Annotated in this window: 29 protein-coding genes; 12 read left to right on the top strand and 17 right to left on the bottom strand. The window is 69.7% G+C overall.

The features are described 5' to 3' along the window. Positions 1-68 precede the first annotated feature (68 nt). Complete coding sequence (locus ACFVDI_RS12450) at positions 69-419, top strand: nuclear transport factor 2 family protein (protein ID WP_378905073.1); 351 nt, start codon at positions 69-71, stop codon at positions 417-419. Between the two features lie 2 nt (positions 420-421). Here the strand turns inward: ACFVDI_RS12450 and ACFVDI_RS12445 are convergent, their stop codons facing one another. Further along, entirely contained in the window at positions 422-874 is a 453-nt protein-coding gene (locus tag ACFVDI_RS12445; RefSeq protein ID WP_378905070.1) for an Lrp/AsnC family transcriptional regulator, read from the bottom strand. A gap of 98 nt (positions 875-972) precedes the next feature. Here ACFVDI_RS12445 and ACFVDI_RS12440 point away from each other — a divergent pair, with 98 nt between their 5' ends. Further along, positions 973-1917: an SMP-30/gluconolactonase/LRE family protein gene (locus tag ACFVDI_RS12440; protein WP_378905067.1), complete on the top strand. Its 945-nt coding sequence runs from the start codon at positions 973-975 to the stop codon at positions 1915-1917. Positions 1918-1928: 11 nt separating this feature from the next. On the opposite strand, the gene ACFVDI_RS12435 is transcribed toward ACFVDI_RS12440, so the two are convergent. The 3 genes from ACFVDI_RS12435 to ACFVDI_RS12425 form a co-directional block, all read right to left on the bottom strand. Beyond that, positions 1929-3179 carry an MFS transporter gene (locus ACFVDI_RS12435; protein WP_378905064.1) on the bottom strand — a complete coding sequence of 417 codons (1251 nt, stop codon included), beginning with the start codon at positions 3177-3179 and terminating at the stop codon, positions 1929-1931. Continuing rightward, positions 3176-4519 carry a rhodanese-like domain-containing protein gene (locus tag ACFVDI_RS12430; RefSeq protein WP_378905062.1) on the bottom strand — a complete coding sequence of 448 codons (1344 nt, stop codon included), beginning with the start codon at positions 4517-4519 and terminating at the stop codon, positions 3176-3178. The genes ACFVDI_RS12435 and ACFVDI_RS12430 overlap by 4 nt, the downstream gene beginning before the upstream one ends. Positions 4520-4619: 100 nt before the next feature. Continuing rightward, complete coding sequence (locus ACFVDI_RS12425) at positions 4620-5387, bottom strand: methyltransferase domain-containing protein (protein ID WP_378905060.1); 768 nt, start codon at positions 5385-5387, stop codon at positions 4620-4622. A 127-nt stretch (positions 5388-5514) separates the two neighbouring features. Between ACFVDI_RS12425 and ACFVDI_RS12420 the strand changes: the two genes are divergently transcribed. Continuing rightward, a complete protein-coding gene (locus tag ACFVDI_RS12420) occupies positions 5515-6183 on the top strand; it encodes an ArsR/SmtB family transcription factor (RefSeq protein ID WP_378905058.1) in 669 nt (222 codons plus the stop codon). A 194-nt stretch (positions 6184-6377) separates the two neighbouring features. Here ACFVDI_RS12420 and ACFVDI_RS12415 read toward each other — a convergent pair whose 3' ends face one another. From ACFVDI_RS12415 to ACFVDI_RS12405, 3 genes are all read right to left on the bottom strand, one after another. Then, positions 6378-7034: a hypothetical protein gene (locus tag ACFVDI_RS12415; RefSeq protein WP_378905056.1), complete on the bottom strand. Its 657-nt coding sequence runs from the start codon at positions 7032-7034 to the stop codon at positions 6378-6380. A gap of 48 nt (positions 7035-7082) precedes the next feature. Then, complete coding sequence (locus ACFVDI_RS12410) at positions 7083-7580, bottom strand: hypothetical protein (RefSeq protein WP_378905053.1); 498 nt, start codon at positions 7578-7580, stop codon at positions 7083-7085. A 101-nt stretch (positions 7581-7681) separates the two neighbouring features. Then, positions 7682-8293 carry a helix-turn-helix domain-containing protein gene (locus tag ACFVDI_RS12405; protein ID WP_378905050.1) on the bottom strand — a complete coding sequence of 204 codons (612 nt, stop codon included), beginning with the start codon at positions 8291-8293 and terminating at the stop codon, positions 7682-7684. Positions 8294-8391: 98 nt separating this feature from the next. Between ACFVDI_RS12405 and ACFVDI_RS12400 the strand changes: the two genes are divergently transcribed. Beyond that, positions 8392-9297, top strand: a complete 906-nt coding sequence (locus ACFVDI_RS12400) for a hypothetical protein (RefSeq protein ID WP_378905047.1) — start codon at positions 8392-8394, stop codon at positions 9295-9297. A 95-nt stretch (positions 9298-9392) separates the two neighbouring features. Here ACFVDI_RS12400 and ACFVDI_RS12395 read toward each other — a convergent pair whose 3' ends face one another. Together ACFVDI_RS12395 and ychF are read right to left on the bottom strand one after the other, a co-directional pair. Next, positions 9393-9686: a DUF1330 domain-containing protein gene (locus ACFVDI_RS12395; protein ID WP_378905044.1), complete on the bottom strand. Its 294-nt coding sequence runs from the start codon at positions 9684-9686 to the stop codon at positions 9393-9395. A gap of 51 nt (positions 9687-9737) precedes the next feature. Beyond that, positions 9738-10811 carry a redox-regulated ATPase YchF gene (gene ychF, locus ACFVDI_RS12390; protein ID WP_378905041.1) on the bottom strand — a complete coding sequence of 358 codons (1074 nt, stop codon included), beginning with the start codon at positions 10809-10811 and terminating at the stop codon, positions 9738-9740. Between the two features lie 79 nt (positions 10812-10890). Here ychF and ACFVDI_RS12385 point away from each other — a divergent pair, with 79 nt between their 5' ends. From ACFVDI_RS12385 to ACFVDI_RS12370, 4 genes are read left to right on the top strand one after another with little or no spacing between them, the layout of a single operon-like run. Beyond that, positions 10891-12219, top strand: a complete 1329-nt coding sequence (locus tag ACFVDI_RS12385; protein ID WP_378905038.1) for a GH1 family beta-glucosidase — start codon at positions 10891-10893, stop codon at positions 12217-12219. Positions 12220-12247: 28 nt separating this feature from the next. Next, a complete protein-coding gene (locus ACFVDI_RS12380; protein ID WP_378905035.1) occupies positions 12248-12763 on the top strand; it encodes a PH domain-containing protein in 516 nt (171 codons plus the stop codon). Next, positions 12760-14328, top strand: a complete 1569-nt coding sequence (locus ACFVDI_RS12375) for a PH domain-containing protein (RefSeq protein WP_378905031.1) — start codon at positions 12760-12762, stop codon at positions 14326-14328. The genes ACFVDI_RS12380 and ACFVDI_RS12375 overlap by 4 nt, the downstream gene beginning before the upstream one ends. Positions 14329-14368: 40 nt before the next feature. After that, the gene (locus ACFVDI_RS12370) at positions 14369-14776 is read left to right on the top strand and encodes a VOC family protein (RefSeq protein ID WP_378905028.1); all 408 of its coding nucleotides are present in this window, start codon (positions 14369-14371) and stop codon (positions 14774-14776) included. A gap of 3 nt (positions 14777-14779) precedes the next feature. Here the strand turns inward: ACFVDI_RS12370 and ACFVDI_RS12365 are convergent, their stop codons facing one another. Continuing rightward, a complete protein-coding gene (locus tag ACFVDI_RS12365; RefSeq protein ID WP_378905025.1) occupies positions 14780-15832 on the bottom strand; it encodes a WD40/YVTN/BNR-like repeat-containing protein in 1053 nt (350 codons plus the stop codon). A gap of 264 nt (positions 15833-16096) precedes the next feature. On the opposite strand from ACFVDI_RS12365, the gene ACFVDI_RS12360 reads away from it, so the two are divergent. Beyond that, positions 16097-17959, top strand: coding sequence for a glycoside hydrolase family 3 protein (locus ACFVDI_RS12360; RefSeq protein WP_378905022.1), 1863 nt, complete (start codon positions 16097-16099; stop codon positions 17957-17959). Positions 17960-18022: 63 nt separating this feature from the next. Here the strand turns inward: ACFVDI_RS12360 and ACFVDI_RS12355 are convergent, their stop codons facing one another. The 4 genes from ACFVDI_RS12355 to ACFVDI_RS12340 all read right to left on the bottom strand — a co-directional run bounded on the left by ACFVDI_RS12355 (position 18023) and on the right by ACFVDI_RS12340 (position 21740). After that, a complete protein-coding gene (locus ACFVDI_RS12355) occupies positions 18023-18826 on the bottom strand; it encodes a M57 family metalloprotease (RefSeq protein ID WP_378905019.1) in 804 nt (267 codons plus the stop codon). Between the two features lie 162 nt (positions 18827-18988). Then, positions 18989-20077, bottom strand: a complete 1089-nt coding sequence (locus ACFVDI_RS12350) for an ABC transporter substrate-binding protein (protein WP_378905016.1) — start codon at positions 20075-20077, stop codon at positions 18989-18991. 23 nt (positions 20078-20100) lie between these two features. Beyond that, positions 20101-20925, bottom strand: a complete 825-nt coding sequence (locus tag ACFVDI_RS12345; protein ID WP_378905013.1) for an ABC transporter permease — start codon at positions 20923-20925, stop codon at positions 20101-20103. 8 nt (positions 20926-20933) lie between these two features. Further along, positions 20934-21740 carry an ABC transporter ATP-binding protein gene (locus tag ACFVDI_RS12340; RefSeq protein ID WP_378905010.1) on the bottom strand — a complete coding sequence of 269 codons (807 nt, stop codon included), beginning with the start codon at positions 21738-21740 and terminating at the stop codon, positions 20934-20936. A 45-nt stretch (positions 21741-21785) separates the two neighbouring features. On the opposite strand from ACFVDI_RS12340, the gene ACFVDI_RS12335 reads away from it, so the two are divergent. Next, positions 21786-22568, top strand: a complete 783-nt coding sequence (locus tag ACFVDI_RS12335; RefSeq protein WP_378905007.1) for an exodeoxyribonuclease III — start codon at positions 21786-21788, stop codon at positions 22566-22568. A 5-nt stretch (positions 22569-22573) separates the two neighbouring features. On the opposite strand, the gene ACFVDI_RS12330 is transcribed toward ACFVDI_RS12335, so the two are convergent. Continuing rightward, complete coding sequence (locus tag ACFVDI_RS12330) at positions 22574-22900, bottom strand: TfoX/Sxy family protein (RefSeq protein ID WP_378905004.1); 327 nt, start codon at positions 22898-22900, stop codon at positions 22574-22576. A 432-nt stretch (positions 22901-23332) separates the two neighbouring features. Here ACFVDI_RS12330 and ACFVDI_RS12325 point away from each other — a divergent pair, with 432 nt between their 5' ends. Further along, positions 23333-24424, top strand: a complete 1092-nt coding sequence (locus tag ACFVDI_RS12325) for a DNA recombination protein RmuC (protein ID WP_378905001.1) — start codon at positions 23333-23335, stop codon at positions 24422-24424. Further along, positions 24421-24876 carry a DUF6542 domain-containing protein gene (locus ACFVDI_RS12320; protein WP_378904998.1) on the top strand — a complete coding sequence of 152 codons (456 nt, stop codon included), beginning with the start codon at positions 24421-24423 and terminating at the stop codon, positions 24874-24876. Before ACFVDI_RS12325 ends, ACFVDI_RS12320 begins: the two co-directional genes overlap by 4 nt. An 18-nt stretch (positions 24877-24894) precedes the next feature. Here ACFVDI_RS12320 and ACFVDI_RS12315 read toward each other — a convergent pair whose 3' ends face one another. Both ACFVDI_RS12315 and ACFVDI_RS12310 read right to left on the bottom strand, forming a co-directional pair. After that, positions 24895-25524: an L-threonylcarbamoyladenylate synthase gene (locus tag ACFVDI_RS12315; protein WP_378904995.1), complete on the bottom strand. Its 630-nt coding sequence runs from the start codon at positions 25522-25524 to the stop codon at positions 24895-24897. 33 nt (positions 25525-25557) lie between these two features. After that, the gene (locus ACFVDI_RS12310) at positions 25558-26556 is read right to left on the bottom strand and encodes a 4-hydroxy-3-methylbut-2-enyl diphosphate reductase (RefSeq protein WP_378904992.1); all 999 of its coding nucleotides are present in this window, start codon (positions 26554-26556) and stop codon (positions 25558-25560) included. Positions 26557-26692 lie beyond the last annotated feature (136 nt).

The raw sequence follows: 26692 nt of genomic DNA, 5'->3' as shown, positions 1-26692 counted from the left end.
TATCGACCGGCGCACCGGGCGGCGGCGAACCTTCTCCTGGCACCCCGATCCGAGAGAAGGAAGACACCATGAACGACATCGTGACGCGCTACCTCGACACCTGGAACGCCACCGACGAGGAGCTCACCGAGCTGCTGGCCAAGCACTGGTCCGACGACTGCGTCTACGTCGATCCGCTCGCCGAGGTCGAGGGTCGCGACGCGGTTGGAGCGACCATCCAGGCCGTACGCGCGCAGTTCCCCGGCTTCGTGTTCACCCAGGTCGGCGAGGCCGACGCCCATCACCAGCAGGCCCGATTCCAGTGGGGGCTGGGCCCGGCCGGCGAGGAGCCCCTGATCATCGGCTTCGACGTGGTCGTCGTCGACGCGGACCAGCGGATCCTGGACGTACGCGGGTTCCTGGACAAGGTGCCCGCCTGACCTCAGGCCGGGTGCGGGGTCAGCGGTGAGAGCGGGCGTTCGAAGAAGGTCTCCAGGACCACCGTCGCCTGCGTCCCGCTGACCCCGTCGATGGCGTAGATCCGGCGCAGCACGTCCTGCAGCTGCTCGGTCGTCGCCGTCCTGACCTTGACCAGCACGGAGGCGCTGCCCGCGATGACATGAGCCTCCACGATCTCCGGGAGCGCGGCGAACGCCTCCGCGGAGTCGCCCATCCAGGAGGTCGAGTCGACCATGACGTACGCCAGGACGCCGCTGCCCACCGCGGCCGGGTCCACCTCGGCGCTGGTGCGCCGGATGACGCCCGCCTCGCGCAGCTTGCGCACGCGCTCGTGGGCGGCCCCGGCGGAGAGGCCGACGGCCTGGCCGAGCGCGGCGTAGGACTGGGTGGCGTCGCGCTGGAGCTCGGCCAGCAGCTCGCGATCGATCTGATCCACAGCATCTCCGTTCGGAAATATCTTGCCAGGACCATATCTCATCTTGCAGTCTTCGATATACGCCGATTCAGATTCGACCACGAGACGATGAGGATTCCATGAGCGATGAGCGCCCTGGCCTGTACGAGATGCTCGACGAGCGGTTCCGCACCGGGCGGTGCATGAACGGCGACGAAGCACTGGAGGTCCTGTTCACCGGCTGCCGCTGGGCCGAGGGACCGATCTACGTGCCCGCCTGGCGCCAGGTCGTCTGGAGCGACATCCCGAACGACCGGATGCTGCGCTGGGACGAGGAGACCGGCGACGTGGCGATCTTCCGTCGTACCGCCGGACACACCAACGGCAACACCCTCGACCGCGAGGGCCGGCTGATCACCTGCGAGCAGGGCAACCGCCGGGTGACCCGGACCGAGCACGACGGCACGATCACCGTGCTGGCCGACCGCTGGCAGGGCAAGCGGCTGAACAGCCCCAACGACGCGACCGTGAGGTCGGACGGCTCGATCTGGTTCTCCGACCCCGACTTCGGCATCACCAGCGACTACGAGGGATATCGCGCCGAGAGCGAGATCGGAGCCAACAACGTCTACCGGATCGACCCGGTCACCGGCGAGGTGAGCCTGGCGGCGGACTGCTTCGGGGCGCCGAACGGCCTGGTCTTCTCCCCCGATGAGCGGCAGCTCTTCGTCTCCGACACCCGCGCCGGCAAGATCTGGGTCTTCGACGTACGCGAGGACGGCACCCTCTCCGAGGAGCAGGTCTTCGCAGAGGCCGGAGCCCGCGAGGGTGCCCGCTTCGACAACATCCGCTTCGACGACGGTGGCCGCCTGTGGGTCGCCGCGATGACCGACGGTGTGCACTGCTACGACCCCGACGGCACCCTCATCGGCCGCCTGAACGTCCCCGAGGCGGTTGCCAACATCTCCTGGGGCGGCGCCAAGCGCAACCGCCTCTTCATCACCGCGGAGACGAGCCTGTACTCCGTCGTCATGGGCGTCACCGGGATCCATCCGACCGGGCCGGGACGGCGGCCCTGGCTGTAGCCGGCAGGCCGCTACCGGAGTGCGGCGGGCCGATGCGTCTCCGGCATCCGCAGCACGACCACGAGACCGGACGCGGCCGTGACGGCGGCGACGGCCCAGACCGCACCCCGGACACCCCACAGGTCCGCGAGGACCCCGGCCAGCAGCGCTCCGACCGCGAACCCGAGATCCCGCCACAGCCGGTAGACCCCGACGGCGCGTGCCCGCCACGAGGGATGCGCGACATCGCCGATGACCGCCAGAAGTGTCGGATAGACCATGGCGGTGCCCAGGCCGAGCAGCACCGCCGCGACGAGCCACCACGCCGCCGAGCCGACCGCAGCGACCAGGCCCAGGGCCGCGGCCTGGACCAGCATGCCGGCGACGATGAGCGGCTTGCGTCCCCAGTGGTCCGAGAGCGCGCCGGTGGCGAGCTGACCGAGGCCCCACACGGCCGGGTAGGCCGCCACGAGCAGGCCGACGTGACCGATGCCGAGCCCAGCCGAGGCGAACAGGACCGCGAACAGGCCCCAGGCCAGACCGTCGTTGAGGTTGTTCACCAGGCCCGCCTGGCTGGCCGAGGACAGCGCCGGGTCGCGCAGGGACGTACGGACGAGCACCTCGCGGTCGCTCATCGGACCCTCGGGCGGCTCCCCCTGGCCCGCCTCGCGGTCTGCGTGACCCCGGGTCTCGCGGACGGCCAAGGTCGAGAGTCCGAGCCCGAGGGCGGCGTACGCGACGCCGACCAGGAACGGCTCGGGCCGGAGCCCGGCGTCGGCGGCGATCCGGCCGGTCAGCAGCGCGGTGGCGGCGAGGGCCAGATACCCGGCGGACTCGTTGATGCCCAGGGCGAGACCCCGTCGGCGGGGGCCGACGAGGTCGATCTTCATGATGACGGTGGTCGACCAGGTGAGGCCCTGGCTGATGCCGAGCAACACGTTGGCACCGACGACGATCCACCAGCTCGGCGCCCAGATCAGCAGGAGCGGCACCGGCAGCGCGACCAGCCATCCCGCGACGAGGACCGGCTTGCGACCGTGGCGCTCGGACCAGATACCGGCGAGATAGTTGGTCGCGGCCTTCGCGAGACCGAAGGCGAGGATGTAGGTCAGGGCCGCCGTGTAGGACGCGACCCCGAACACGTCCTCGGCCAGCAGCGGGAGGACCGTACGCTCCTGGCCGAGCATCCCGCCGACAAGCGCGTTGACGACGACCAGCAGCGAGAACTGCGCCACGTTGGCACGCAGGCCGAGCCGTGGCGCAGTGCCGAGATCGCCGGTCACCCGACGGGCTCCGTCACCACGGACTCGGGGCCACCGTCCAGGACCGTCAGCTGCGTGAAGCCGTGCCGCTGCAGGATGCTCGCCGCACTCATGGCGCGTTCCCCGTGACCGCACATCACCAGGGTCGGCACGTCGGCGAGCGTGGTGGCCGCCTCCTCGACAACCCCGAGCTCGAGGTGCAGGGCTCCGGGAACATGACCGGCGACGTACTCGCGTTCCTGACGGACGTCGAGCACCCGCATCTCGTTCACACCGACGCCGTCGGTGAGCGCGAGAGAGGCAGTGGGAAGCCCGGCGGCCTGCCATGCCGGGAGCCCACCGTCGACCTCACCGGCGATGTTCTCGTAGCCGATCTTCAGCGCCTGCCAGAGGATCTCGTCGGGGTCCTGGTCCGCGTCCCGCAGCACGATGATCGGCCGGTCGTGCGGTGCCAGCCACCCCAGCCAGCTCACGAAGGCACTCCGCAGCGGGATCGACAGCGCATCCTGGGGGTGAGCAGCGGCGAACGCCGCGACCGGACGTACGTCGACGACGACGACACCATGCCGCTGCCCGTCCGCCACGACCCGCGGCGGAAGCGCCTCGAGCGCGGGCCGCCCACCGACGACGGCCGGCCCGCGCCGGTTGCGCTCGCCCAGGCGCCGGAAGTAGGTCGGGTACGTCCCGTGCGAAGCGAGCAGCGCCTGCACGAATCCGTCCTCGTCGAGCGCCAGCAGCGGGTTGCTGAGCCGCTCCTTCCCGATCGTGCTGGTCGAGGTGCCCGTGGCCGCTGCCGAGCAGAACGAGCCCCCGCCATGGGTGGGCCACAGCGCCGCGTCGTCGCCGAGCGCGGCGACGCGACGTACGGATCGGAACTGCGCCCGCGCCAGGCTCTCGGTGCGCGCGGGGTCGACCAGGTCGACGCGGGCGGCCGACCCCACGATGAGGGAGCCGCCGGTGAACACCCCGAGTGTCAGATCACCGTCGAGCAGGGCGAAGGACAGGTGCTCGTCGGTGTGTCCAGGGGTGGCGAGCGCGCGAAGGATCAGCCCGCCGTTCAGGGCGATCTCCTGCTCGTCCTCGAGCGCGGTGTGCTCGAACGTTCGTCTGCCTGCCTTCGAGGCGAGCACCTGGGCACCCTCGTCGGCGGCGAGCTGGACGGCTCCGGAGAGGAAGTCAGCGTGCAGATGGGTGTCGGCGGCATGGGTGATCCGCAGGCCACGCCGGCCGGCCTCCGCGCGCAGCGCCCGGAGGTCGCGGCAGGCATCGACGGCGAGCGCCGCACCGTCGCCGAGATCGACCAGGTAGGCGTTGTTGCCGAGCCCGGAGTCGGGCACGGCGGTCACCAGGTCGTTGATCACTACCGGCCTCCCGGGTGGACGCTCCGCTGTCGATCATCCCTCGGCAGCGCCCTGAGCACCACGAGGAGGGCGGGCGCCTCGCGCCGACGCCACGGCGTGTTCACGGCTCCACCGGCTTGCTGGCCAGGAGCGAGATGCTCTTGACGCCGTACGTCTTCGCAGCACCCTGGGCTCCTGCCGACAGGAAGCCGTAGCGGTTGCGGCGCATCAACGCGACCACGAGCCCAGCCTTCTCGATCGCGGCGACGTAGTCGTCGACCTGGGCGGCGCCGCCGATGCAGGCCGCCCAGAGGTCGGCGTTGCACACGATGCCTTCGGCCAGCGGTACGTCGGTCACGATGTCGGCGAGCGCCAGCCGCCCTCCCGGCCGGAGCACGCGGGCGGCCTCGGCGAAGACGAGGGCCTTGTCCGGGCAGAGGTTGATCACGCCGTTGGAGATCACGCAGTCGACGGTGCCGTCCTCGACCGGAAGGTCGTCGAGGCGTCCTTCCCGGAACTCGACGGCGTCGGCGTGGCCGGCGGCGAGACGACGGGCCTTGGCCAGCTGCTCGGGGGTGAAGTCCACACCGATCACCTTGCCGCTGGTGCCGACCAGCGTCGCCGCGTAGAAGACGTCCATGCCGGACCCGCTGCCGAGGTCGAGGAGGGTCTCGCCCGCTCGGGGATCGGCAAAGTCGAAGAAGTGTCCGACGCCGGCGAAGGAGGCCACCGCGTCGGCGGGCACGAGGTCGAGCCGGGCCGGGTCGTAGCCGACGGACTCGGCCAGGCCTCGCCCGAGCTCGAAGTGGAAGCCCGCGTCAGGATGCAGCGCGACCTCCCGGTACATCTGCTGGACCTTCGCTTCCAGCTCGTGGGTGTCGACGGCCATGTCGACCACCTCCTATTCAATCTATCTCTTGAATAGATGGAACGCCTGCGCCCTTGCCTTGTCAAGAAAAATCTTGAATACTTGATCGACGCACGCCGCCCGGCGCACGTCGTACGAGGAGGCGATCATGGGTGACCGCAAGGCCAAGGACGCGCTCTACGACACGCTCGCCGAAGCAGCCAAGGCCCTCGCCAACGGGCGTCGCGCCGAGCTGGTTGACGTCCTGGCCCAGGGAGAGCGCCCGGTCGAGGACCTGGCCGGTGAGATCGGGCAGTCCATCGCCAACACCTCCCAGCACCTGCAGCGACTGCTGCGCGCCGGGCTCGTGACCTCGCGGCGCGACGGCAATCGGATCTTCTACTCGCTCGCCAGCCCGACGGTCCTCGCGCTCTGGCGAACGCTGCGCGAGACCGCGGCCCAGCACGTCGCCGAGCTCGATCGCGTGGCCGGCGCCTATCTCGGCAACCGCGACGAGCTCACCACGATCACCCGCGACGAGCTGCGCAAGCGCCTTCGCGCCGGCGACGTGGTCGTCCTCGACGTCCGCCCTCGTCCCGAGTACGACGCCGGCCACGTCCGCGGAGCCCTCTCGATCCCGAACACCGAGCTGCGCAGCCGCCTGGCCGAGCTGCCTGACGGCGCCACCGTCGTCGCCTACTGCCGCGGGCCCTACTGCGTCTACGCCGACGACGCCGTCCGCACCCTTCAGGCGGCCGGGCGCGACGCCGTCAGGCTCGAGGACGGCTATCCCGAGTGGGCCGCAGCCCGCCTCCCGGTCGCGGCGCTCCGGAACTGATCAGGAGCGCGGCAGCACGCCCATGAGGGCCGCGCCGCACAAGGTCCGCAGGCCTCACGTAGGTCCCGATGGAGCACCGCGAGGTCGGGCTCGTCCGCATGGGCGACAACGGGCTGGGTGGTGCCCGAGATGCTCACCGACCTCCGTCTCCCACTCGATGACTGTGCTGGCCGACTCGGCCTCATGGCTGCAGGTCACTCGGGGCCGATGGAGTCGGACGCCTCGATCCGGTGTGCGTGCCGCACCGACACCGAACCGGCGTACCCCTCGACGAAGCCGACGACCACGTCGTACTCCTCCCCCGTGGTCGAGCGCAGAGTGATCGTCCAGGAGTCGTCTGCCGGGTGATGCTCCTCCGCGCGGAGCGAGAGGGCGTCCGGGTCCACGGCGTACGCCGTCGCAGCCGCGATTCGGGAGCGCTGGACCGCCGACTCCCGTGAGGTCGGCGTCCGCTCCGGCTGGCCGACCACCTCCATCACGTCGCGGAAGGCGCGGGTCACACCGTCGTACGACGCCTCCGAGAGGGCCGTGGTCCGGGGCCCGGTGTTCACCAGCAGCCCGATCTCGAGGGCGCCCGGACTCGCGCCCCAGCTGGTGTGCCAACGGTGCTGGTGGAGCGAATAGTGGCGACGCGCGTCGGCGCCGGCGTACAGGACCGGCTCCAGTGCGGCGAGGATCGCTCTCTCCTCGAGGACGTTCTCGCCCTCCGGCTCCGGGACGGACAGGTCGAGCAGGTAATGCCGATCCACCCGCTGGTCCGGGCTGGCCCGATAACCGACCTGGACTCGCACCGAGTCCACCCGGCCGAGCGTCAGCAGCGAACGCGAGTCATCTACGGCACGGCTTGTCATCCCTCCAGAGTTCTCCTGGTTCCCGCCCGGGTCAAGCACCTCAGCGCTCTACGCGCCTGCACGCCCGGACCGAGAGCCGAGCGCATCGCGAAGCTGCCTCGAGGCGGACCGCGGTGTCGCGCCCGCCCGCCAGATGGCGAACAGCAGGTCCGCCCGCGGCCGGCCCGGCTCGGTCCAGCTCGGCCCGAGCTTCGCCTGGTGGAGCGCGTCGATGAGGTCGTCGTCGGCGGCCGTACGCGCTTCGGCCCAGGCCCGTGCGTACGCCTCGTCGACCCGTTGCAAGGTCGTCTCGCTCTCCACGATCGCCGGTGACCCGGCGACCACGGGTCCAGACTCCCGGCGATGACGCAGGAACGCGATGAGGAAGTAGACCAGGGCACCGGCCCAGCTGAAGACCAGCACCATCACGATGTCGAGGACGTCCAGCCCACTCATGCGCCCCCGGGCAGCGATACTTCGGCCGATCAGGACCAGCGCGACGATCGTCGGCACCCACCACAGCGCCATGATCGCGACGATCCACATCACCTCAACCTGGCCAACCATCGCAGCTCCACTCCGTCAAACCAGACCTCGGCCGAGAGTAGCCGCGGCTCGTCAGCCGTCGACGTCGAAAACGGAAAATACGTCGCGGCGCCCCGGAGTTGTCACGCCTCAGAACCGGAGAGGGCATCCTCAGCCATGCTGTCCGTCTGCTTCACCCGTGGAACGGCCGCGTCGCCACGAGGCCCGAACAGGTGCAGGACCTCGACAGCACCACTTCCGTCGGCGGGCCCGAACCAGTGCGGCGTCATCGGGTCGAACTCGGCGGTCTCCCCCGGAGCGAGCACATGCTCGTCATCGCCGAGCAGGAGGCGGAGAGTGCCTGCCAGGACGTACAGCCACGCGTGGCCCTCGTGAGAGACGAGCCTGGGCTCGCGCGGGCCGAGCACGTGCTTGAAGACCTGAATCCGACCGGGATATCGGGTCAGCGGAACCGCCAAGCCACCGTTCGGATGGCGATATGGCTCGAGGTGCGTTCGCGGATCGCCGGTCGCAGGCGCCCCGACGATCCGATCCAGCGACGCTCGGTACGTCTCGGCCAGAGGGATGAGCAGATCGAGTGTCGGTTGGCGGCGGCCGGTCTCGAGTCGGGACAGTGCGCTCACCGACAGTCCCGTCCGCTCGGCGACCGCGGCCAGGGTCAGCCCGCGCACGGTCCGTAGCGTCCGCAACCTCGGTCCGATGGCATCGATGATCCCCGCGACGTCCGCATCCATGCCGCCAGTTTGCAGGATCTGCAAGTTCACTCGCCTCGGCGGAGCGTCACCCGGAGGATGTGTCGAACACGGCACAGGAACGGAAGAGAGGTCATCTGGTGAGGACACTTCTGCTGGGAGCACGCGGCGCGGTCGGGACGGTGGTTCGCCGCGAACTCACCCGGGCCGGACACACCGTGACCGCGGCGAGCCGAAGAGCCAGCGGCGACACCGCGGTCGACCTGCGCGGAGATCTCACGGCGTTGACACGGCTCGCCGGCACGCACGATGTGGTCGTGAACACCTCCGGGATCGAGCGGCCCGATCTCGGCGAGGCTGTCGACGGTACGCCGCTGGTCGAGATCTCGGCGACGGGCGCCTATCTGGACGCGCTTCGAGCAGCATCGTCGGGCCCGGTCGTGCTCGGAGCGGGCCTGGCGCCCGGACTGAGCACGGTCCTCGTCGCGGAGCTCGACAGCCGCCCCCAGGACGAGGTCGACGTTCTCGTCATGCTCGGCTCCGGCGAGAAGCACGGACCTGCGGCCGTCGCGTGGACGGCAGACCTCGTCGGGACCGATCTCTACCGACCGCCCGAGCACGAGTCCGTACGGAATCTGGTCACGAGCACCAAGGCCGAGGGCCCTGACGGACGAACCCGTCGCTACCTCCGCGCGGACTTCCCCGACCACGTCCTGCTCGGCTTTGACCGCAGCCTCGCGATCCGCTCCTACCTCGCGCTGAGCTCCGCTCCCGCGACCGCCGCCCTCGCCGCTGTGGCGCGGGTGCCACGACTGCACGGGCTGCTCCGCCACGCGCCACGGATCGGGAGCGCAGACTGGCAGATCCTTGTCCGCAACCACCGCACCGGGCAGCACCTGCGAGCCCACGGCACCGGACAGTCCGAGGCCACCGGCCGACTCACGGCCCTCGCCGCGGTGCGCGTGGTCTCGCACTCCTCGACCGGCCCGACGACGATGGCCGACCTCATGGACAGCGACGAAGCCAGGGAGGCGCTTCGATCATGACCGGCCGACGGCTCACCGTAGCCAGATGCAACCCGATGCGACGTGCCATAGAAGGGTTCAGCTGTGGCAGTCGGCCGTACGCTCGGCGGTCCCGGTCAGTCGAGGCCCTCGACGATGCGGAAGTCGCGCTCGACGCCGCCGGAGAGGGCGGCCAGGGCCTCCTGATAGGCGGCGCTCTCGTGCGTCGCGACGGCCTGCTCGAAGCTGTCGAACTCGATCAGGACGGTGCGCTCGGCGATTCCGGCTTCATGCGCCACGACCCGGCTGCCACGGGTGAGGACCCGGCCACCGCCGGCCTCGACGGCCGCCGGGGCCAGCTTGCCGTAGGCGGCCAGCTTCTCGGGGTCCGAGATGTTGCGGTAGACGCTGACCCAGTAGCCCTTGGGCATGGAACCTCCAGCGTTGGCGTGAGTGCAGGGACGACCGATGACGGCCGTCGCTCAGACGTTGAAGCGGAACTCCACCACGTCGCCGTCGGCCATGACGTAGTCCTTGCCCTCCATACGGACCTTGCCGAGGTCACGGGCCTTGGCGACGGAGCCGGCGGCGATGAGGTCGTCGTAGGAGACGATCTCGGCCTTGATGAAGCCCTTCTGGAAGTCGGTGTGGATGACACCGGCGGCCTCGGGGGCGGTGGCGCCCTTGGGGATCTCCCACGCGCGGACCTCCTTGGGGCCGGCGGTGAGGTAGGTCTGCAGGCCGAGGGTGTCGAAGCCGACGCGGGCGAGGATGTCCAGGCCGGGCTCCTCGACCCCGGCGTCGGCCAGGAACTCGCGGGCCTCGTCCTCGTCGAGCTCGACGAGCTCGGACTCGAACTTGGCGTCCAGGAAGATCGCCTCGGCGGGGGCGACCAGCTCGCGCATCGAGTCCTTGAGGGCCTCGTCGGCGAGCTCGTCGGAGTCGCAGTTGAAGACGAAGATGTAGGGCTTCGCGGTGAGCAGCATCAGGTCGCGGATCAGGGCGCGGTCGATCTTCGTGGCGATGATCGGGGTGCCGGCCTCGAGGGCCTCCTTGGCCTCGACGACCGCGGCCAGGTTGGCCTTCAGCTCAGGCTGCTTGCGCGACTCCTTCTCCAGCCGCGGGATCGCCTTCTCGACCGTCTCCAGGTCGGCGAGGATCAGCTCGGTCTGGATGGTGGAGATGTCGTTGGCGGGCTCGACCTTGCCGTCGACGTGGGTGACGTCGTCGTCGCGGAACACCCGGGTGACCTGGCAGATCGCATCGGACTCACGGATGTGGGAGAGGAACTTGTTGCCCAGACCCTCACCCTGCGAGGCGCCGCGCACGATGCCGGCGATGTCGACGAACTGCACCGTGGCCGGCAGCAGCTTCTGCGACCCGTAGATCTTCGCCAGCTCGGCCAGCCTCTCGTCGGGCACCCCGACGACGCCGACGTTGGGCTCGATGGTGGCGAAGGGGTAGTTCGCCGCGAGTACGTCGTTCTTGGTCAGAGCGTTGAAGAGGGTCGACTTGCCCGCGTTGGGAAGTCCCACGATGCCGATGGTGAGTGCCACGATCGACAATCCTAGAGTCGTACGCCGACCACGGCCGAAACGCGGACGGGACCGGGGTCCGCGCGGCAAACTCTGCAGCGTGAGCGAGCTTCCCGGCACCAGCCTCCCGACCGGCTTCCAGTTCGGCGCCAGCACCGCCGCCTACCAGATCGAGGGGGCGGCCGACGAGGACGGCCGGGGTCCCTCGGTGTGGGACACCTTCTGCGCCGAGCCGGGACGGATCCTCGACAACAGCAGCGGCGAGGTGGCCTGCGACCACTATCACCGGCTCGAGGAGGACCTGGAGCTGATGGCACGGCTCGGGCTGGATGCGTACCGCTTCTCGATCTCCTGGTCCCGGGTGCTGCCGACCGGCTCGGGATCGGTCAACCGGGGCGGCCTCGACTTCTACGACCGCCTCGTCGACGGGCTGCTCGAGCGTGGCATCGCGCCGATGGCGACCCTGTTCCACTGGGACACCCCGCAGGTGCTGCAGGACGCCCACGGTGGCTGGCTGAGCCGGAAGACGGCGCAGCGGTTCGGGGAGTACGCAGCCGTGGTGGCCGATCGTCTGGCCGACCGCGTCGCCCAATGGTGCCCGGTGAACGAGCCGAACGTGGTGACCGTCCTCGGCCACGCGCTGGGCCTCCATGCCCCCGGCGAGAAGCTGGTCTTCGACGCGCTGCCCGCCGGTCACCATCTGCTGCTCGGGCACGGGCTGGCGGTGCAGGCGCTGCGCGCCGCGGGCGCCGGCAGCGTCGGTACCGCCACCAACCACATGCCGGTCTGGCCCGCGACCGACTCGGAGGGGGACGTCGCGACCGCGGGGCTGCTGGACACGCTGTGGAACCACTCCTTCGCCGACCCGGTGCTGCTGGGCAGATATCCCGAGGATCTCGCCGCGCTCTTCCCGGTCCAGGACGGCGACCTGGAGGTGATCAGCACGCCGCTCGACTTCTACGGGCTCAACTACTACAACCCGACCGCGGCGGCCGCCGCTCCCGAGGGCGCGCCGAACCCGATCGAGCAGCCGCCGATCACCGGCTACCCGACCACCGACTTCGGCTGGCCGGTCATCCCCGACGGGCTCCACGAGCTGCTGACCGCGCTGCACCAGCGCTATCCGGAGCACCCGCCGTTCGTGATCACCGAGAACGGTGCCTCCTACAACACCGCTCCCGGCGACGGCGACGCCGACCGCATCGCCTACCTCGACCTCCACCTGCGTCAGGTCGAGCGCGCGGTCGCCGACGGCATCGACGTCGCCGGCTACTACTGCTGGTCGCTGATGGACAACTTCGAGTGGGCGGAGGGCTACACCCAGCGGTTCGGGCTGGTGCACGTCGACTACGACACCCTGGTGCGCACACCGCGGGACTCGTTCGCGTGGTACGCCTCCGTAATCGCCGATCACAAATCCAGACGGTAAAGGGACACGACCCAATAGGCTCGCGCCCGTGAATGCCGACGCACCACAGCGACTGCGCGAACCCGCCCATCAGGTCTCCGAGCGAGCACCGGCCTACTGGCGTACGGCGGAGGCGATCGGTGCCGTGATCTGGCTGGCGCTTGCTGTCGGTGCGGTCGTGGCGGCGGTGATGGTGCCCGATGGCTTCTGGACCTGGATCCTCTGGCTCGCCGCGGTGGTCTTCGTCCTCGCGCCGGTCCCCGGGCTGACCTTCGTGCCGTCGATCCGGTTCCGGATCCACCGGTGGGAGGTGACCGACATCGCCGTGCACGTACGCCACGGGTGGCTCACCGTCGTCGACGAGATCGTGCCGCTCTCCCGGGTGCAGACGGTCGACTCGACCCAGGGGCCGCTGATGCGGCAGTTCGGGCTGCGTACGGTCAAGGTCTCCACCGCCTCCTCGGCCGGCAACGTCTCGATCGCCTGCCTCGACGACGCGCTCGCCCTCGAGGTGGTCGCGAAGCTGGTCGCGATCACCGCCGCGACCCCCGAGGACGCGACGTGAGCACGCCCGAGGTCCCGGAGCCGCCCGCCGTCCCGGACGCGGAGTGGCAGCGGCTGGCCGGCTGGACCGCGATCGTCAGCCCGCTCTCGACCCTGCGCCAGGCGGTCATCCCGGCCGCGGTCGGTGCCTTCGGCGCCGGTCAGGCCAACGTCTTCATCGGTCTCCTCGTCGCGGCCGGCATCGCGGTCGTCGCGGCCCTGGCGGGTCTGGTCCCGTGGCTGACCACGACCTATCGGGTGACGCCGACCCATCTGGAGGTACGCAAGGGGCTGCTCAACCGCACCACCCTGACCGCCCGGCTCGACCGGGTGCGCAGTGTCGACCTCAACTCGACCCTCATCCACCGCGCTCTCGGGGTCACCAAGGTCAACGTCGGCACCGGGGTCGACGAGGGTCAGATCATGCTCGACTCGCTGACCAAGGACGCGGCGGCCCGCCTCCGGCGTGAGCTGCTCCACGCGGCTCCCTCGACGCCGTCCACAGCCTCCACACCGTCCACGGACGGGGCGCCCGGCGACGCCTCAGCCGAGGAGAGGCAGCCAGCCGGCGTGGTCATCGCGAAGCTCGACTGGTCCTGGATCAAGTACGCCCCGCTCAACCTCAAGAACCTGGCGATCGCGATGGGTGGTCTGGGCGCGGTCTTCGGCGCGTTCTCCGACCTCATCCCGTGGGAGTCCCTCGGCATCCGGGTCACCGACGGCGAGGTGAACGGCGTCCCGGTCGAGGAGGTCGTACGCACGCTGTTCATCGCCGTTCCGATCGCGGTCCTCGGGGCGCTGGTGGTGTGGGCGGTCGGCTCGTGCGTGGGCTACGCGGTGCGCTGGTGGGACCTCCAGGTCGTGCGTGAGCAGGGCCGCGAGGGCACCACGCTGCGGCGTAGCTTCGGCCTGACCAGCACCCGCGCGACGACGGTGGAGGAGGCGAAGGTACGCGGCGCGACCTCGACCGTCGGCCCGCTGATCGGGCTGGCCGGCGGCGCCGACCTCAACCTGCTGACGACCGGGCTCGACGACAACTCCCCCGCGGTCCTGCCGACGGCGCCGGAGTCCGTCGTGTCGACCGTCGGCACCGACATCCTCGGCGAGGACGCGTTCTCCGCGGAGCTGACCGGTCACGGCCCGAAACCGCGCCGGCGCTACTGGTTCCGGGCGGCCGTGGCCACCGTGGTCTGGACGCTGGTCGCGCTCGTCCCGACCGTGCTGATCGGCGTCCTCGGGGACACCTGGATCTGGTGGATCCCGGTCGTCGTCCTGGTGGTCGCACTGGCCCTCGGCATGCTCGGTGCCGAGCTGCGCCACCGGCACCTCGGCCACGCCCTCACCGACCGCTACCTGGTGGTCCGCTCCGGCTCCTACACCGCCGTGCGCACCGCTCTGCAGACCGACGGCATCATCGGCTGGCGGGTCAGGCAGACCTTCTTCGACCGCCGTATCGGTCTCGCCCAGGTCACCGCGATGACCGCGGCCGGTCAGGAGCACGTCTCGGTCCCGGACGTGCCGCTCGAGACGGCCGTCGCCCTCGCGGCGGCGGCCACGCCGCGTACGGTCTCGGGGTTCGTCGAATAACCCGTTTCGCATCGGACCGGCCGCAGAGGATGATCCGGCCATGACGATCCAGATCCGCCACCTCACCTTCGACTGTGCCGACCCCCGCAAGCTCGCCGAGTTCTGGTCGGCGGTCACCGGCTGGCACCTCTTCTACGACGAGGACCCCGAGGTGATCGTCGCCAGGAGCTTCCCGTCGAAGGAGCTGATGTTCCTCTTCGTCCCCGTCCCCGAGGCGAAGACGGCGAAGAACCGGGTCCACATCGACATCAGGCCGGAGGACACCACTCGCGACGAGCTGGTCGAGCGGGCGCTCTCGCTCGGCGCCACCGTCTTCGGCGACCACCGCAAGGAGGACGGGTCCGGCTTCGTCGCGCTCCTCGACCCCGAGGGCAACGAGTTCTGCATCGAGCGCGGCGAGCACGAGATGGCTCCGAGCGGCCCGATGACGATCGGGCTCACGATCTGACCGTCAGCGGCTGAGCACCCCGACCCGTCCACCGGCGCCGGCGGCCCAGCAGGTGACGCCGACGCAGTCGACAGTGTGGAAGCGGGTCTGAGTCGCGCCGAACGGCTTCCACGAGCGGCCGTCGTCGTGGCTGATGTCGCTGCCGTTGGGGCCGACCGCGATCGCGGTGCGACCGCCGATCCAGTCGACCGCCTCGCGGTAGCCGCCCAGGTCGGAGGAGGAGTTCTTCCAGGTGCGGCCGCCGTCGGTGGAGTAGGCGGCGCGGTCGACGCCGTCGTCCTCGAAGCCGAAGTCGCCACCGACCGCGATCCCCTGACGAGGGTTGCTGAACGCCAGCCCGAAGACACCGGCGGCCTCGCCGGTCGCGATCGTGGAGTCGGCCGAGGACCAGGAGCGGCCGCCGTCGTGGGTGGCGTAGATCTTCGCTGCGGCACCGCCACCGCCGATCCAGGCGTCCTGCGCGCCCGCGGTGACCAGGCAGGTCCCGCTGGCCGAGTAGCCGAACTCGCCCGGCGCCTCGAGGCCGTCGGTGTCTGCGATCTCCCAGGTGTCGCCGCCGTCGGAGGTGGTGATGATCCGCCACTCGCCGCCCACCGGGTCGCTCATCGCGATCCCGCGCTCGCCGCCGGGCCAGAAGTCGACGCAGTTGTAGAACGCCGTCGGCTCCGCGGAGCGGAACGTCTCGGTCCAGGTCGCACCGCCGTCGACGGTCTTGTAGATCCGGCTCGCCTCGCCCTCGCCGATGGAGAGCACCACGGCCTCACTCGCCGAGCGCGCCTCGACGTCACGGAAGAGCAGCCCGTCCGATCCCGGCGGCGAGACCTCGTCCCAGGTGTCACCGCCGTCCGTCGTACGGAACACTCCCCCGCCGTCCCCGCCGACCCACGCGGTCTCCGCGTCCACGGCGTCGAGCGCCCGGAAGCCCTGCGTCGTATCGACGTTCACAGCCGTCCAGTCGTACGCACCCCCTGACTGCGCAGCCTGCGCCACCGGCGCCAGGGTGAGGGTGGTGAGAGCGAGAGTGGCCGCCGCTGCGGCTCCGACAACGATGCGCACGAAGGTTCACCCTGGCCCTGCCGAGCCGTTCTGTCCACCGATCCGACAAATTCGTCCGCCGAATCAGTAGTTGTGGCAGGCGAATCTTCAGACGTGGGCGACGAAAGTCGAGTTTCGTCCTCCACAACGACAGATTCGGTCGCCACAACCACCGATTCGGCGTGTCCGCTTGCGCGGAGTCGGCAATTTTCTTCCGTGACCGGTTGGTAGCCCCTAAAGTGAGTCGCCGTGCTGCATACCAGCGGCGCAGATGGGGAGGTTGTCATGAGCAGAACGACACTGACCAGAGGTGGCAGGCTGGCGGCGGCGGGACTTGCCGCTGCGGTGGCGGTTGCGATGCCGTACGCAGCAACTCATGCCGTCGAGCCCGACCCGCCCAGGACGACCGCCGGGCAGCTCGCCACGGACATGGCGTCGCCGCAGCACCGCCAGATCGTCTCGCTGATGCACCACATGTCGCTGCAGCAGAAGGTCGGCCAGCTCTTCGTGATCGAGGTCTACGGGCGCGACGCCAACAACGTCAGCGACGCGGCCAAGGCCGGCAACCAGAAGCTCTACGGCGTGGACACCCCGGCGCAGGCGATCGCGAAGTACCAGCCCGGCGGGGTCATCTACTTCACCACCCGCGGCCCCGACAACATCGGCGACGCCGCCCAGGTGGCGAAGCTCTCCAACGGCCTCCAGAGCGCCGCGCTGCAGCAGCGGCCCAAGATCCCGCTCAACATCGCGGTCGACCAGGAGGGCGGCGCGCTCGTGGCCCGCTTCGGCCCGGCCAGCGGTGCGACCCAGATGCCCGGCCAGATGGCGCTCGGCGCCGACGGCTCGGCCGCGGACGCGGCCCGCTCGGCCGAGGTGATCGGCACCGAGCTGGCCGCCGTCGGCGTCACCCAGGACTACGCGCCCGTCGCCGACGTCAACCTCAACCCCAACAACCCGGTCATCGGCATCCGCAGCGCCGGGGCCGACTCCGCCGCGGTCTCCGACATCGTGGCCGCAGAGGTGGGCGGCTTCGACAAGGGCGGCCTCTCCTCGATCGCCAAGCACTTCCCCGGCCACGGCGACACCGGCACCGACAGCCACTACGGCCTGCCCGAGGTGACCCACACCCGCGAGCAGCTAGAGGCGATCGACCTGCCGCCCTTCGAGGCCGCGATCGACGCCGGCATCGACGCGATCATGACGGCCCACGTGACCGTGCCCGCGATCGATCCGAGCGGCGAGCCGGCCACCATGTCGGAGCCGATCCTCACCGGCCTGCTCCGCGAGGAGATGGGCTTCGACGGTCTCATCGTGACCGATGCCCTCGACATGCAGGGCGCGAGCGCGACCTACCCGCCCGACGTCGCCCCGGTCGAGGCCTTCCTCGCCGGCGCCGACCAGCTGCTCATCCCGCCGCAGATGGACACGGCGTACGCAGCGGTCCTGGGCGCCGTCAAGGACGGCACCATCTCGCGCCAGCGGCTCGACGAGTCGGTCTACCGGATCCTGAAGCACAAGCTCGACAACAAGATCTTCGAGAGCCCGTACGTCGACCCGGCTGCCGCTCCGGCGGTCTTCGCCAATCCGGTCCACAAGGCCGACGCCCAGGCGATCTCCGACCGCACCACCACCCTGGTGAAGAACGACGACGGTCTGCTGCCGCTTGCGGCCGGCCCGAGGGACGTCCTGGTCGCGGGCTGGGGTGTGGACACGACCGCCGGCATCGCGGCCGGGTTCCAGAAGCGCGGCGCGACGACCCAGGTGCTGCAGTCGGGCACCACGCCGACCGATGCGCAGATCGACGCCGCGGTCGCAGCAGCCGAGGGCAAGGACGTGGTGGTCGTGCCGACCAACAACGCCTGGCAGATCAGCCCTGCGACCGGCCAGCCGACACCCGCGTCCGTGGCCCAGACCAAGCTGGTCAAGGCGCTGCTGGCCACCGACACGCCGGTGATCGTGACCGCGATGCGCAACCCCTACGACGTCACCTCCTTCCCGGAGGCGGCCACGGTGCTCGACACCTACGGCTACACCTCCCACCAGCTCGAGTCGCTGGTGCGGGTGCTCCACGGCGAGGTCGACCCGAGCGGCAAGCTCCCGGTGGAGATCCCCGATCTCTTCCCGCTCGGCCACGGTCTGTCCTACTAGGCAACGCACGAAGGCGGCCCTCCCGGAAACCGGGAGGGCCGCCTCTGTGCTGCTGCTAGGTGATCAGGAGCCGTACAGTGCCCGGACACCGGCCGCGTCGGAGGCCTGGAACTCCAGGTCCTCCGAGCCGCCGTTGCACTGCGGGTAGTGCATGATCGAGGACGAGTCGTACGGGGTCAGCGCACGCCAGTTGTTGTCCTCGAAGCAGGTCGCCGCCTCCGGGCGGGTGTGCTCGTGGCGGAACCCGAGCGTGTGCCCGAGCTCGTGGGCGAGGATGTCACCCGGCTCCCAGTTGCCCGCCGAGAAGATCGAGTCGTCGATGAGCACGTTGCGCGAGCGCTTCGACGTCGACGGGAAGAACGCCCGGGCGATGTACTGCGAGGTGCTCACCGGCTCGACCGAGAACAGCACGTTGGAGTTGCGGGTGTTGCACGACGCGTCCTGGGACGGGACGTAGATGAACTCGACCGCCGAGCTCGCTGCCTCCCACAGCCCTTCGCCCTGTGCCATCGCGGTGACGATGGCGGCCTTGTCGGTGCCGAACTTGTCCGAGACACAGTAGGTCAGGTTGAGCGCCTGGGAGGCCGACCACTTGTCGTCCTTGCCGCTGATGGTGTTGACGATGAGGCCGTCCTCCGGGACGTGCTTCGGCGTCGAGACCATCGACTCGTAGAACTTGTGCAGGTCACCCTGGTTGGACACGACCTCGTCGCCGTTGACGATGTACTGACCGTCGACGTCGACGTACGTGGACGCCTCGAACTCCTGGTAGCTCGGGGCCTCCTCGGCGAATGCGGGAACCATCGACGCAGTCAGCGCTGCGGCACCCGCAGCCGCGGCGATCATCATGGGAATACGAACTCGCATAGCTCTTCCTCCTGGATTTGTGAGCGACCGCCGGCGATTGACGCCGACGGCCACAGGAGATTCAAGCGTTACGACCCCGAAAATGGCATAGAAACTTCGGTGAAATTCCCGTTGGACGGGCAAAAGTTTCGCGCGGAACTCGTACGTTTGCCGTCGCTCACGTCACGGAGCGGGCCAGATCACCTGGTCGGCGTCATCGACCACGGCCTCGGCGAAGGAGCTGTCGAACCAGGAGGCAGCCTGCTCGGGCGTGACCTTCTGCCCGGCGTACGTCGTCACGACCTCGGCCAGGGCGGCGACGTTGGCGGGGTCGACCGAGCCGAACCTGCCCGGGAGCGGGTTGTCGGCCGCGACCTGCACCTCGGTGCGCCAGATGGCGGTCTCGTGCTTCTCGTCGGACTCGGCGCCGGCCAGGTCGTGCTGGTAGCCGATGCACTCCTCGACGTGCTCGTCGGCAGCGCAGTAGGTGTAGGCCTTGAAGACGGCGCGCAGGACGTCCTCGACCGCGGTGGGGTGCTTCTCCGCCCACGCGGGGTTGACGGAGTAGGCACCGAGGGAGCCCGGCACGTCGAAGTCGGTCGGCTGCCAGACCGTGACCTTCTCGCCGGCCTCCTTCAGCTGGTTGGGCTCGTTGGAGACGAACCCGACCAGCGCGTCGACCTGGCCGCGCGGCAGCACGCCCGGGTCGTAGCCGACCTTGACCTGCTTGACCTCGGACATGTCGACGCCCGCCTCGGCGAGCATCGCCTGCACCCCGACCGGCACCCAGCCCTTGTGGCCGAGCGTCCTGCCCTCGAGCTGCTTCAGGTCGGTGATGCCGGTGTCGGTCATGAGCACGTCGAGACCCGCGTTGGAGTAGGAGGAGACGCCGAGGACCTTCAGGCCGCTCGCGTTGGAGGTCATGATGTCCTGCTCCGAGAGCGGGCCGACCTGCACCTTCCCGGCCGCGATCAGCTTGGCGTTCTGGGAGACGTCGCCCGAGCCCGGCTGGAGCTCGACGTCGAGGCAGAGATCATCGAAGTAGCCCAGCTGATCTGCGGCGATGGCTTCCATGATCGAGGCCGACGCCTGCCAGTAGTAGCCCGACATGTAGGTGATCCTCCCGGCCTCCCGGTTCTGCTCGCAGCGCTCGGCCGAGACCGCGCTCCCCTGCTCGCCGGCGGAGTTCTGCGAGGAGCCGCAGGCAGTGAGCGCACCCAGCAGGACGACCGCCGACATGAGGGCAGCGGCGATCGGACGTACGCGAGACATGAAGGGCTCCTTCAACGCAAGAATCAGGACTGGTGCCAGTGGAGCACTCGCCGCTCGGCGAGCGTCACGAGCCAGAACAGCAGCGAGCCGAGCGCCGCGAGGACGAAGATCGCTGCCCACACCGTAGCCAGTCTGTTCTGCGAGCTGGCCACCTGGATCACGCTGCCGAGCCCGTCGGCCGAGCCTGCGGCGGAGAGCTCCGCCACGACGGCACCGATCATCGACAGCGGGAAGACGATCCGCAGCGACGCGAAGACGTAGGGCAGCGAGGCCGGCACCCGCAGGTGCCGCAGCACCTCCAGCCGGCTCGCGGCCACGGTGCGGTAGACCTGCAGCACCGGGCCGGGCACCGCACGCAGCCCGGTCGCCACGTTGATCAGGATCGGGAAGAAGCAGACCAGTGCGGTCAGGACGACCTTCGGTCCCATCCCGAAGCCGAGCGCCACCACGAGCAACGGCGCGATGGCCACCAGCGGGGTCACCGAGAGCACCACGGCCAGCGGCATCACCGCGCGCCGCACCACGCCGATCTCGCTCACCACCACGGCGAGCGCGAAGGCGGCCACGAACCCGATCCCGAGCCCCACCAGCGCCTCGCCGAGCGTGACCAGGGTGTTGGACAGGAAGTAGCCCGGGTCGCCGGTCAGCACGCCCGCGACGTCGCCCAGCGGCGCGAACAGGTAGGGCATCCGTCGCGCCCCCACCTCCCAGCCGAACCCGAGCACCACGAGGAGGAGGACGAAGGGAAGCCAGTACGCCGGCCGGAGGATCCTGGTGCGGTGGCGGAGCCGTCGCGTGGCGGCTGTCCTGACGGTCGTATCGGTGGCCGGAGCGACCACCTCGTTCATCGCCCGACTCACCGGGTGACCCCGCTGTGACTGAAGGCGTCCCGCAGGCTCTCCCGGAGGGCGAGCTCGTAGGCGTGGAACTCCGGCGAGGTGATGATCTCCTGGTGGCGCGGGCGGGGCAGGTCGATGTCGATGACGTCGGTGATCCGGCCGGGGCGAGGGGCCATCACCACGACCTTGTCCGAGAGCCGGACCGCCTCGGAGATCGAGTGGGTGACGAAGACGACCGTCGCCCGGGTCTGCTCCCACAGCTCCAGCAGCTGCTCCTGAAGCGCCTCCCGGGTGAACTCGTCGAGCGCACCGAACGGCTCGTCGAGCAGGAGTACGTCGGGGCGCAGCCCGAAGGCGCGTACGATCGCGGTCCGCTGCTTCATGCCCCCGGACAGCTCGGCGGGGAGCTTGTGGAGCGACTCCCCCAGGCCGACCTCGCGCAGCATCGCCTCGAGGTCGGGGCGGCCGTGGTCACCGCGCCGGGCAGCCCCGCGCCGGTTGACCTTGTGAGGCAACGTCACGTTGCCGAGCACGCTCAGCCAGGGCAGCAGCGCGGGTGACTGCGGCACGAACCCGAAGGCCTTCGCCTCGGCGGCCTCCTTCGGGCTCAGGCCACACACCGTGATCCTGCCCGCGTCCGGCTTCTCCTGCCCGCTGACCAGCCGCAACAGGGTCGACTTGCCGCATCCCGAGGGCCCGATGATGCTCACGAACGTGCCGGGCTCGATGGTCAGCTCGATGTCGTCGAGGGCGACCAGCTCGGAGAGGTCGGCCTGCTCATAGAGACGACGGACCCCGTGCATCTCGATCGTCGCTCTGCCCACGCCTCAAACGGTAGTCCACGACGCCTTCTGGATAGTCTGACGGGCGTGCGTATCGCCACCTGGAACATCAACTCCATCCGCTCCCGCATCGACCGTGTCGAGGCCTTCGTCGAACGACACTCGATCGACGTGCTCGCCCTGCAGGAGACCAAGGCCAAGCCCGACCAGATCCCGACGATGGGCCTGGAGGCCCGCGGCTACGAGGTCGCCTCGGTGGGCTACGACCAGTGGAACGGCGTCGCGCTGATCTCCCGCGTCGGGCTCTCCGACATCCAGATCGGGTTCGAGGGGATGCCCTCGTTCAAGGACGTCGCGGAGGCACGGGCGCTCACCGCGACCTGCGGCGGCGTACGCCTCACCTCGGTCTACGTCCCCAACGGCCGCAAGCCCGACGACCCGCACTACGCCTACAAGCTGGAGTGGCTCGCCGCCCTGCAGAAGGCCGCGACCGCGTGGCACGACGGCCCCTCGGCCATGGTCGGCGACTGGAACGTCTGCCCCTTCGACGAGGACTGCTTCGACCCCAAGCAGTTCGTCGGCAAGACCCACCTCACCCCCGCTGAGCGCGACGCCTTCTTCGCCATCGAGAAGGACTTCAAGGACGTCGTACGCCCCTTCGTGCCCGGCCCGGAGGCCTACACCTACTTCGACTACTACCGGCAGCGCTTCGAGCGCAACCGCGGCCTGCGCATCGACTTCGTCCTCGGTTCGCCGTCGTTCGCGTCGCGCGTCACCGGCGCCTTCGTCGACCTCGACGAGCGCAACCCCGCCATCGGCGCCGGCTCCCCCTCCGACCACGCTCCGGTGATCGTCGACCTGGCCGACTGAGACGGCTACTTCGGCGGCTTCGGCGGCAGCGACTCGGCCGTCGCCACGCCCCGCGTGACCCAGCCGGCGAGCGCGTCGCCGCGGAGTAGGTCCGCGGCGACGTTGACGTAGCCGGACATCGTCCGCGCGCCCATGATCATCGGCTCCGCGCCGGCTGCGAGCGCGGCCTCGTAGGCCGACTTGCCGGTGCGTACGAGCAGGTCGTCGGCGCCCACCGCGCACGCCATGTTGCCGTTCACCATGAACGCGAGCCCGCCGAACATCTTCACCTCGGTGGCATCGGCGGGCATCAGGGTACGAACACGTTCTGCAAGCTCGGCGTCGTAGGCCATGTCTCCATGCAACCACGAACCAGTCTCTCCGGCCACGGTCAGCGCTGGAGCGCCCCTCGTCTGGACTGACCAGAGCGAGGGAGCGTAGCGACTGAGCGGCGGGAAGGAAGACGAGGGTCAAGCGCAAGCGCTCGCGAATTGCGAAGCAATCGCCACAAGCACAGCGCTGGAGCGCCCCTCGTCTGGACGCAGCGCAGTGAGGAGCGCAGCGACGAACGGAGCGGAGGAAGACGAGGGTCAAGCGGAGGCGCTGCGCGAATTGCGAAGCAATCGCCACAAGCACAGCGCTGGAGCGCCCCTCGTCTGGACGCAGCGCAGTGAGGAGCGCAGCGACGAACGAAGCGGAGGAAGACGAGGGCCAAGCGCAAGCGCTGCGCGAATTGCGAAGCAATCGCATCCAAAACTGTCGGTGCTTACTGGGAGGATCAGTCCATGGAGATCTGGATCCTTGTGCTCGGGTTGGTGATCGGTCTTGCTCTGGGCGCTGTGCTCGGGGGGCTCTGGGTGCGGGCGCGGAGCGTCGAGGCTGTCGGTGCGGGAATGGTCGACCAGGCCGAGGTGATGCAGGGCCTCGACCGGCTCAGCGACCAGATGCAGCATCTCGACCGGGAGCGGGCGCGCTGGCAGGGGCAGTTCGAGACGGAGGTCGGGCGGCTGCAGAGCGAGACCCGGTCGCTGTCGACGGCGCTGCGCAAACCCCAGGTCAGAGGCCGTTGGGGCGAGATGCACCTGCGGCGCGCGGTGGAGCTGGCGGGCCTGGTGGACAAGTGCGACTTCTCCGAACAGGTCCAGCTGGAGGACGGCCGGCTGCGTCCCGACCTGGTGGTGCACCTCTCCGGCGGCAAGGAGCTGGTCGTCGACTCGAAGGTTCCCCTCGACGCCTACCTCGACGCCGCCGCTGCGGACAACGAGGACGACTACCGCACCCACCTGCGCAGACACACCGCCCAGCTGCGTACGCACGTGGATCAGCTGGCCTCGAAGGCCTACTGGCGCTTCCTGGAGGAGTCGCCCGAGTTCGTGGTGCTCTTCGTGCCGGCGGAGTCGTTCCTCTCCGCGGCACTCGAGACCGAGCCGGGCCTGATCGAGTACGCCGGGGAGCGCCGGGTGGTGCTGGCCTCGCCGACCACGCTGATCGCGCTGCTGCGCACCGTCGCGCACGGCTGGTCCCACGAGGCCCTCGCCGAGCAGGCTCGGGAGATCCACCGACTCGGCCGTGACCTGCACCAACGCCTCGCCACGATGTCCACTCATCTGGACGGCATCGGGCGCTCGCTCAACACCGCGGTGACCCGCTACAACCAGGCGATCGGATCCCTCGACAACCGGGTCCTCGTGGCCGCCCGTCGTTTCAATGAATTATCGGTAACTGACGATGAACTCGAGACGCCACGTCCGGTCGAGATCCGCGCCGTGGAGCGGCTCAGCAGCGTAAGGGAGGATGATCGGCGCGCCGCCGAAAATGACGGTGTGCCGGGCCCTACCGTGGGTTCTGATACACAGGCTGCATACGAGAGATCGTGACCCCCGACATGAGTCAGCGCACCATCTGGGAGGAAGGACGCGAGTCCGGCCGCCATGTCGTCGCGCTCGGATCCGCCACCTCGCTGACCGTGACCTTCGTCGATCTGCTCATCGACGACCAGATCGGCCTGCTCTTCGACCTCACCTTCGTGGCGATCGCGCTGACGCTCGCGCTCATCGTCAGGCCCAGCGACTTCTTCGTGGTCGGCGTGCTGCCGCCGCTGATCATGCTCGGCATCTTCATCCTGCTGGCCGCGACCCAGCCTGGATCGATCGCCGATGCCGAGGACGGCTTCGTCCAAGCCGTGGTCAGCGGTCTCGGACACCACGCGATCAGCCTCTTCATCGGCTACGCCCTGTGCCTGGGCTGCCTGGTGATGCGGCGCCGGGTCCTACGACAACGCAGCGAGACCCGCGACGAGGTCGAGCGCGAGCGCGCCCTGGCCTCCTGAGCGGTCGGAGCAGATCGGTCAGTCCAGCGCGAGGAACCCGGAGACATCGCCGGCGCCCTGGCGGATGATCTCGGGCTGACCGTCGGACCAGTCGATGACCGTGGTCGGCTCAGCCGGGGTCTCGCCGGCCTCGATCACGATGTCGACCTGGTGGTCGAGCGCCTCCTTGACGTTCCAGCCGAAGACCTCCGGCTCGTTCTCGCCGGGCAGGATCAGCGTCGAGGACAGCAGCGGCTCACCGAGCTCCTCGAGCAGGGCCTGCACGACGGCGTGCTCGGGGATGCGTACGCCGACGGTCTTCTTCTTCGGGTGCATCAGCCGTCGCGGCACCTCGGGGGTGGCCGGGAGGATGAAGGTGTAGGGCCCCGGCGTCGCGTGCTTGATCGCCCGGAAAGCGGTGTTGTCGACGTGGACCATCGTGCCGAGCTGCGCGAAGTCCTTGCAGATCAGCGTGAAGTGGTGACGGTCGTCGAGGCCGCGGATCCGCAGGATCCGGTCGCGGCCGTCCTTGTTGCCGATCCGAGAGCCGAGCGCGTAGCCGGAATCGGTGGGGTACGCGATCAGCTGGTCGTCACGCAGGGCATCGACGACCTGGCTGATCAGACGGGGCTGCGGGTTGTCAGGGTGTACGTCGAGAAATCGGGCCACCCCTCGACCCTAACGCCCCCGGGCGGGCAGGGATCAACCCCTTGCCGCAGCCGCCTTCAGATCCTTGCGGAGCTCGGTGGGCAGCGCGAAGATCAGCGACTCCTCGGCGCTCTTGTGCGCCGTGGCGTCCGGGAAGCCACGGTCCTTGAGGAACCCGACGACGCCCTCGACCAGCTTCTCGGGGACGCTGGCCCCGGAGGTGACCGAGACGCTGCGTACGCCCTCGAGCCAGGACTCGTCGATCTCGGTGGCGTCGTCGACGCGGTAGGCGGCCTTGGCGCCCGCCTCGAGGGCGACCTCGACCAGGCGGACCGAGTTGGAGGAGTTGCCGGAGCCCACGACGATCACCAGATCGCTGGCGGCGCCGATCTCCTTGACCGCCTGCTGACGGTTCTGGGTGGCGTAGCAGATGTCGTCGCTGGGCGGGTCGAGCAGCTCGGGGAACTTCACCCGGAGCGCGGCGACGGTGTCCATGGTCTCGTCGACCGAGAGCGTGGTCTGGGAGAGCCAGACGACCTTGGAGGGGTCGGGGACCTCGATGCCGGGTACGTCGCCGGGGCCCTCGACGAGCGTGGTCGCCTCCGGCGCCTCGCCCATGGTGCCCTCGACCTCCTCGTGACCGGCGTGGCCGATCAGCAGGATGCTGTAGCCCTCGCGCGCGAACCGCTTGGCCTCCAGGTGGACCTTGGTGACCAGGGGGCAGGTCGCGTCGATCGTCTTCAGCTCGCGCACGGCGGCGTCGGCATGGACCGCCGGCGAGACACCATGGGCGGAGAAGACGACCGTCGCACCCGAGGGCACCTCGTCGAGCTCGTTGACGAACACGGCACCGCGGTTGCGGAGGTCGTCGACGACGTGTTTGTTGTGGACGATCTCCTTGCGCACGTAGACCGGCGCACCGTAGAGGTCCAGGGCCTCTTCCACGGTGATCACGGCCCGATCCACCCCGGCGCAGTAGCCGCGCGGCTCCGCGAGAAGAACGGCCTTCTCGTCGTCGGTGATCAGGCGTGGGGTGCCGAGGTCGATGCTCATGCGGACCAGTCTAGAGACCCGGTGCACGCATGCCGACTCGGCGCGTCAGTCCCACACCACGACACCGACCGGGCGCGTCTGTCCCGCCGATCTGCGCCGAGTCGGCGCATCTGTCCCACGGTTGCCCGGTCAACCG

The sequence above is a fragment of the Nocardioides sp. NPDC057767 genome (genome assembly GCF_042798275.1).
Taxonomy (GTDB): Bacteria; Actinomycetota; Actinomycetes; order Propionibacteriales; family Nocardioidaceae; genus Nocardioides.
This window is presented reverse-complemented; position numbering and strand designations above follow the sequence as displayed.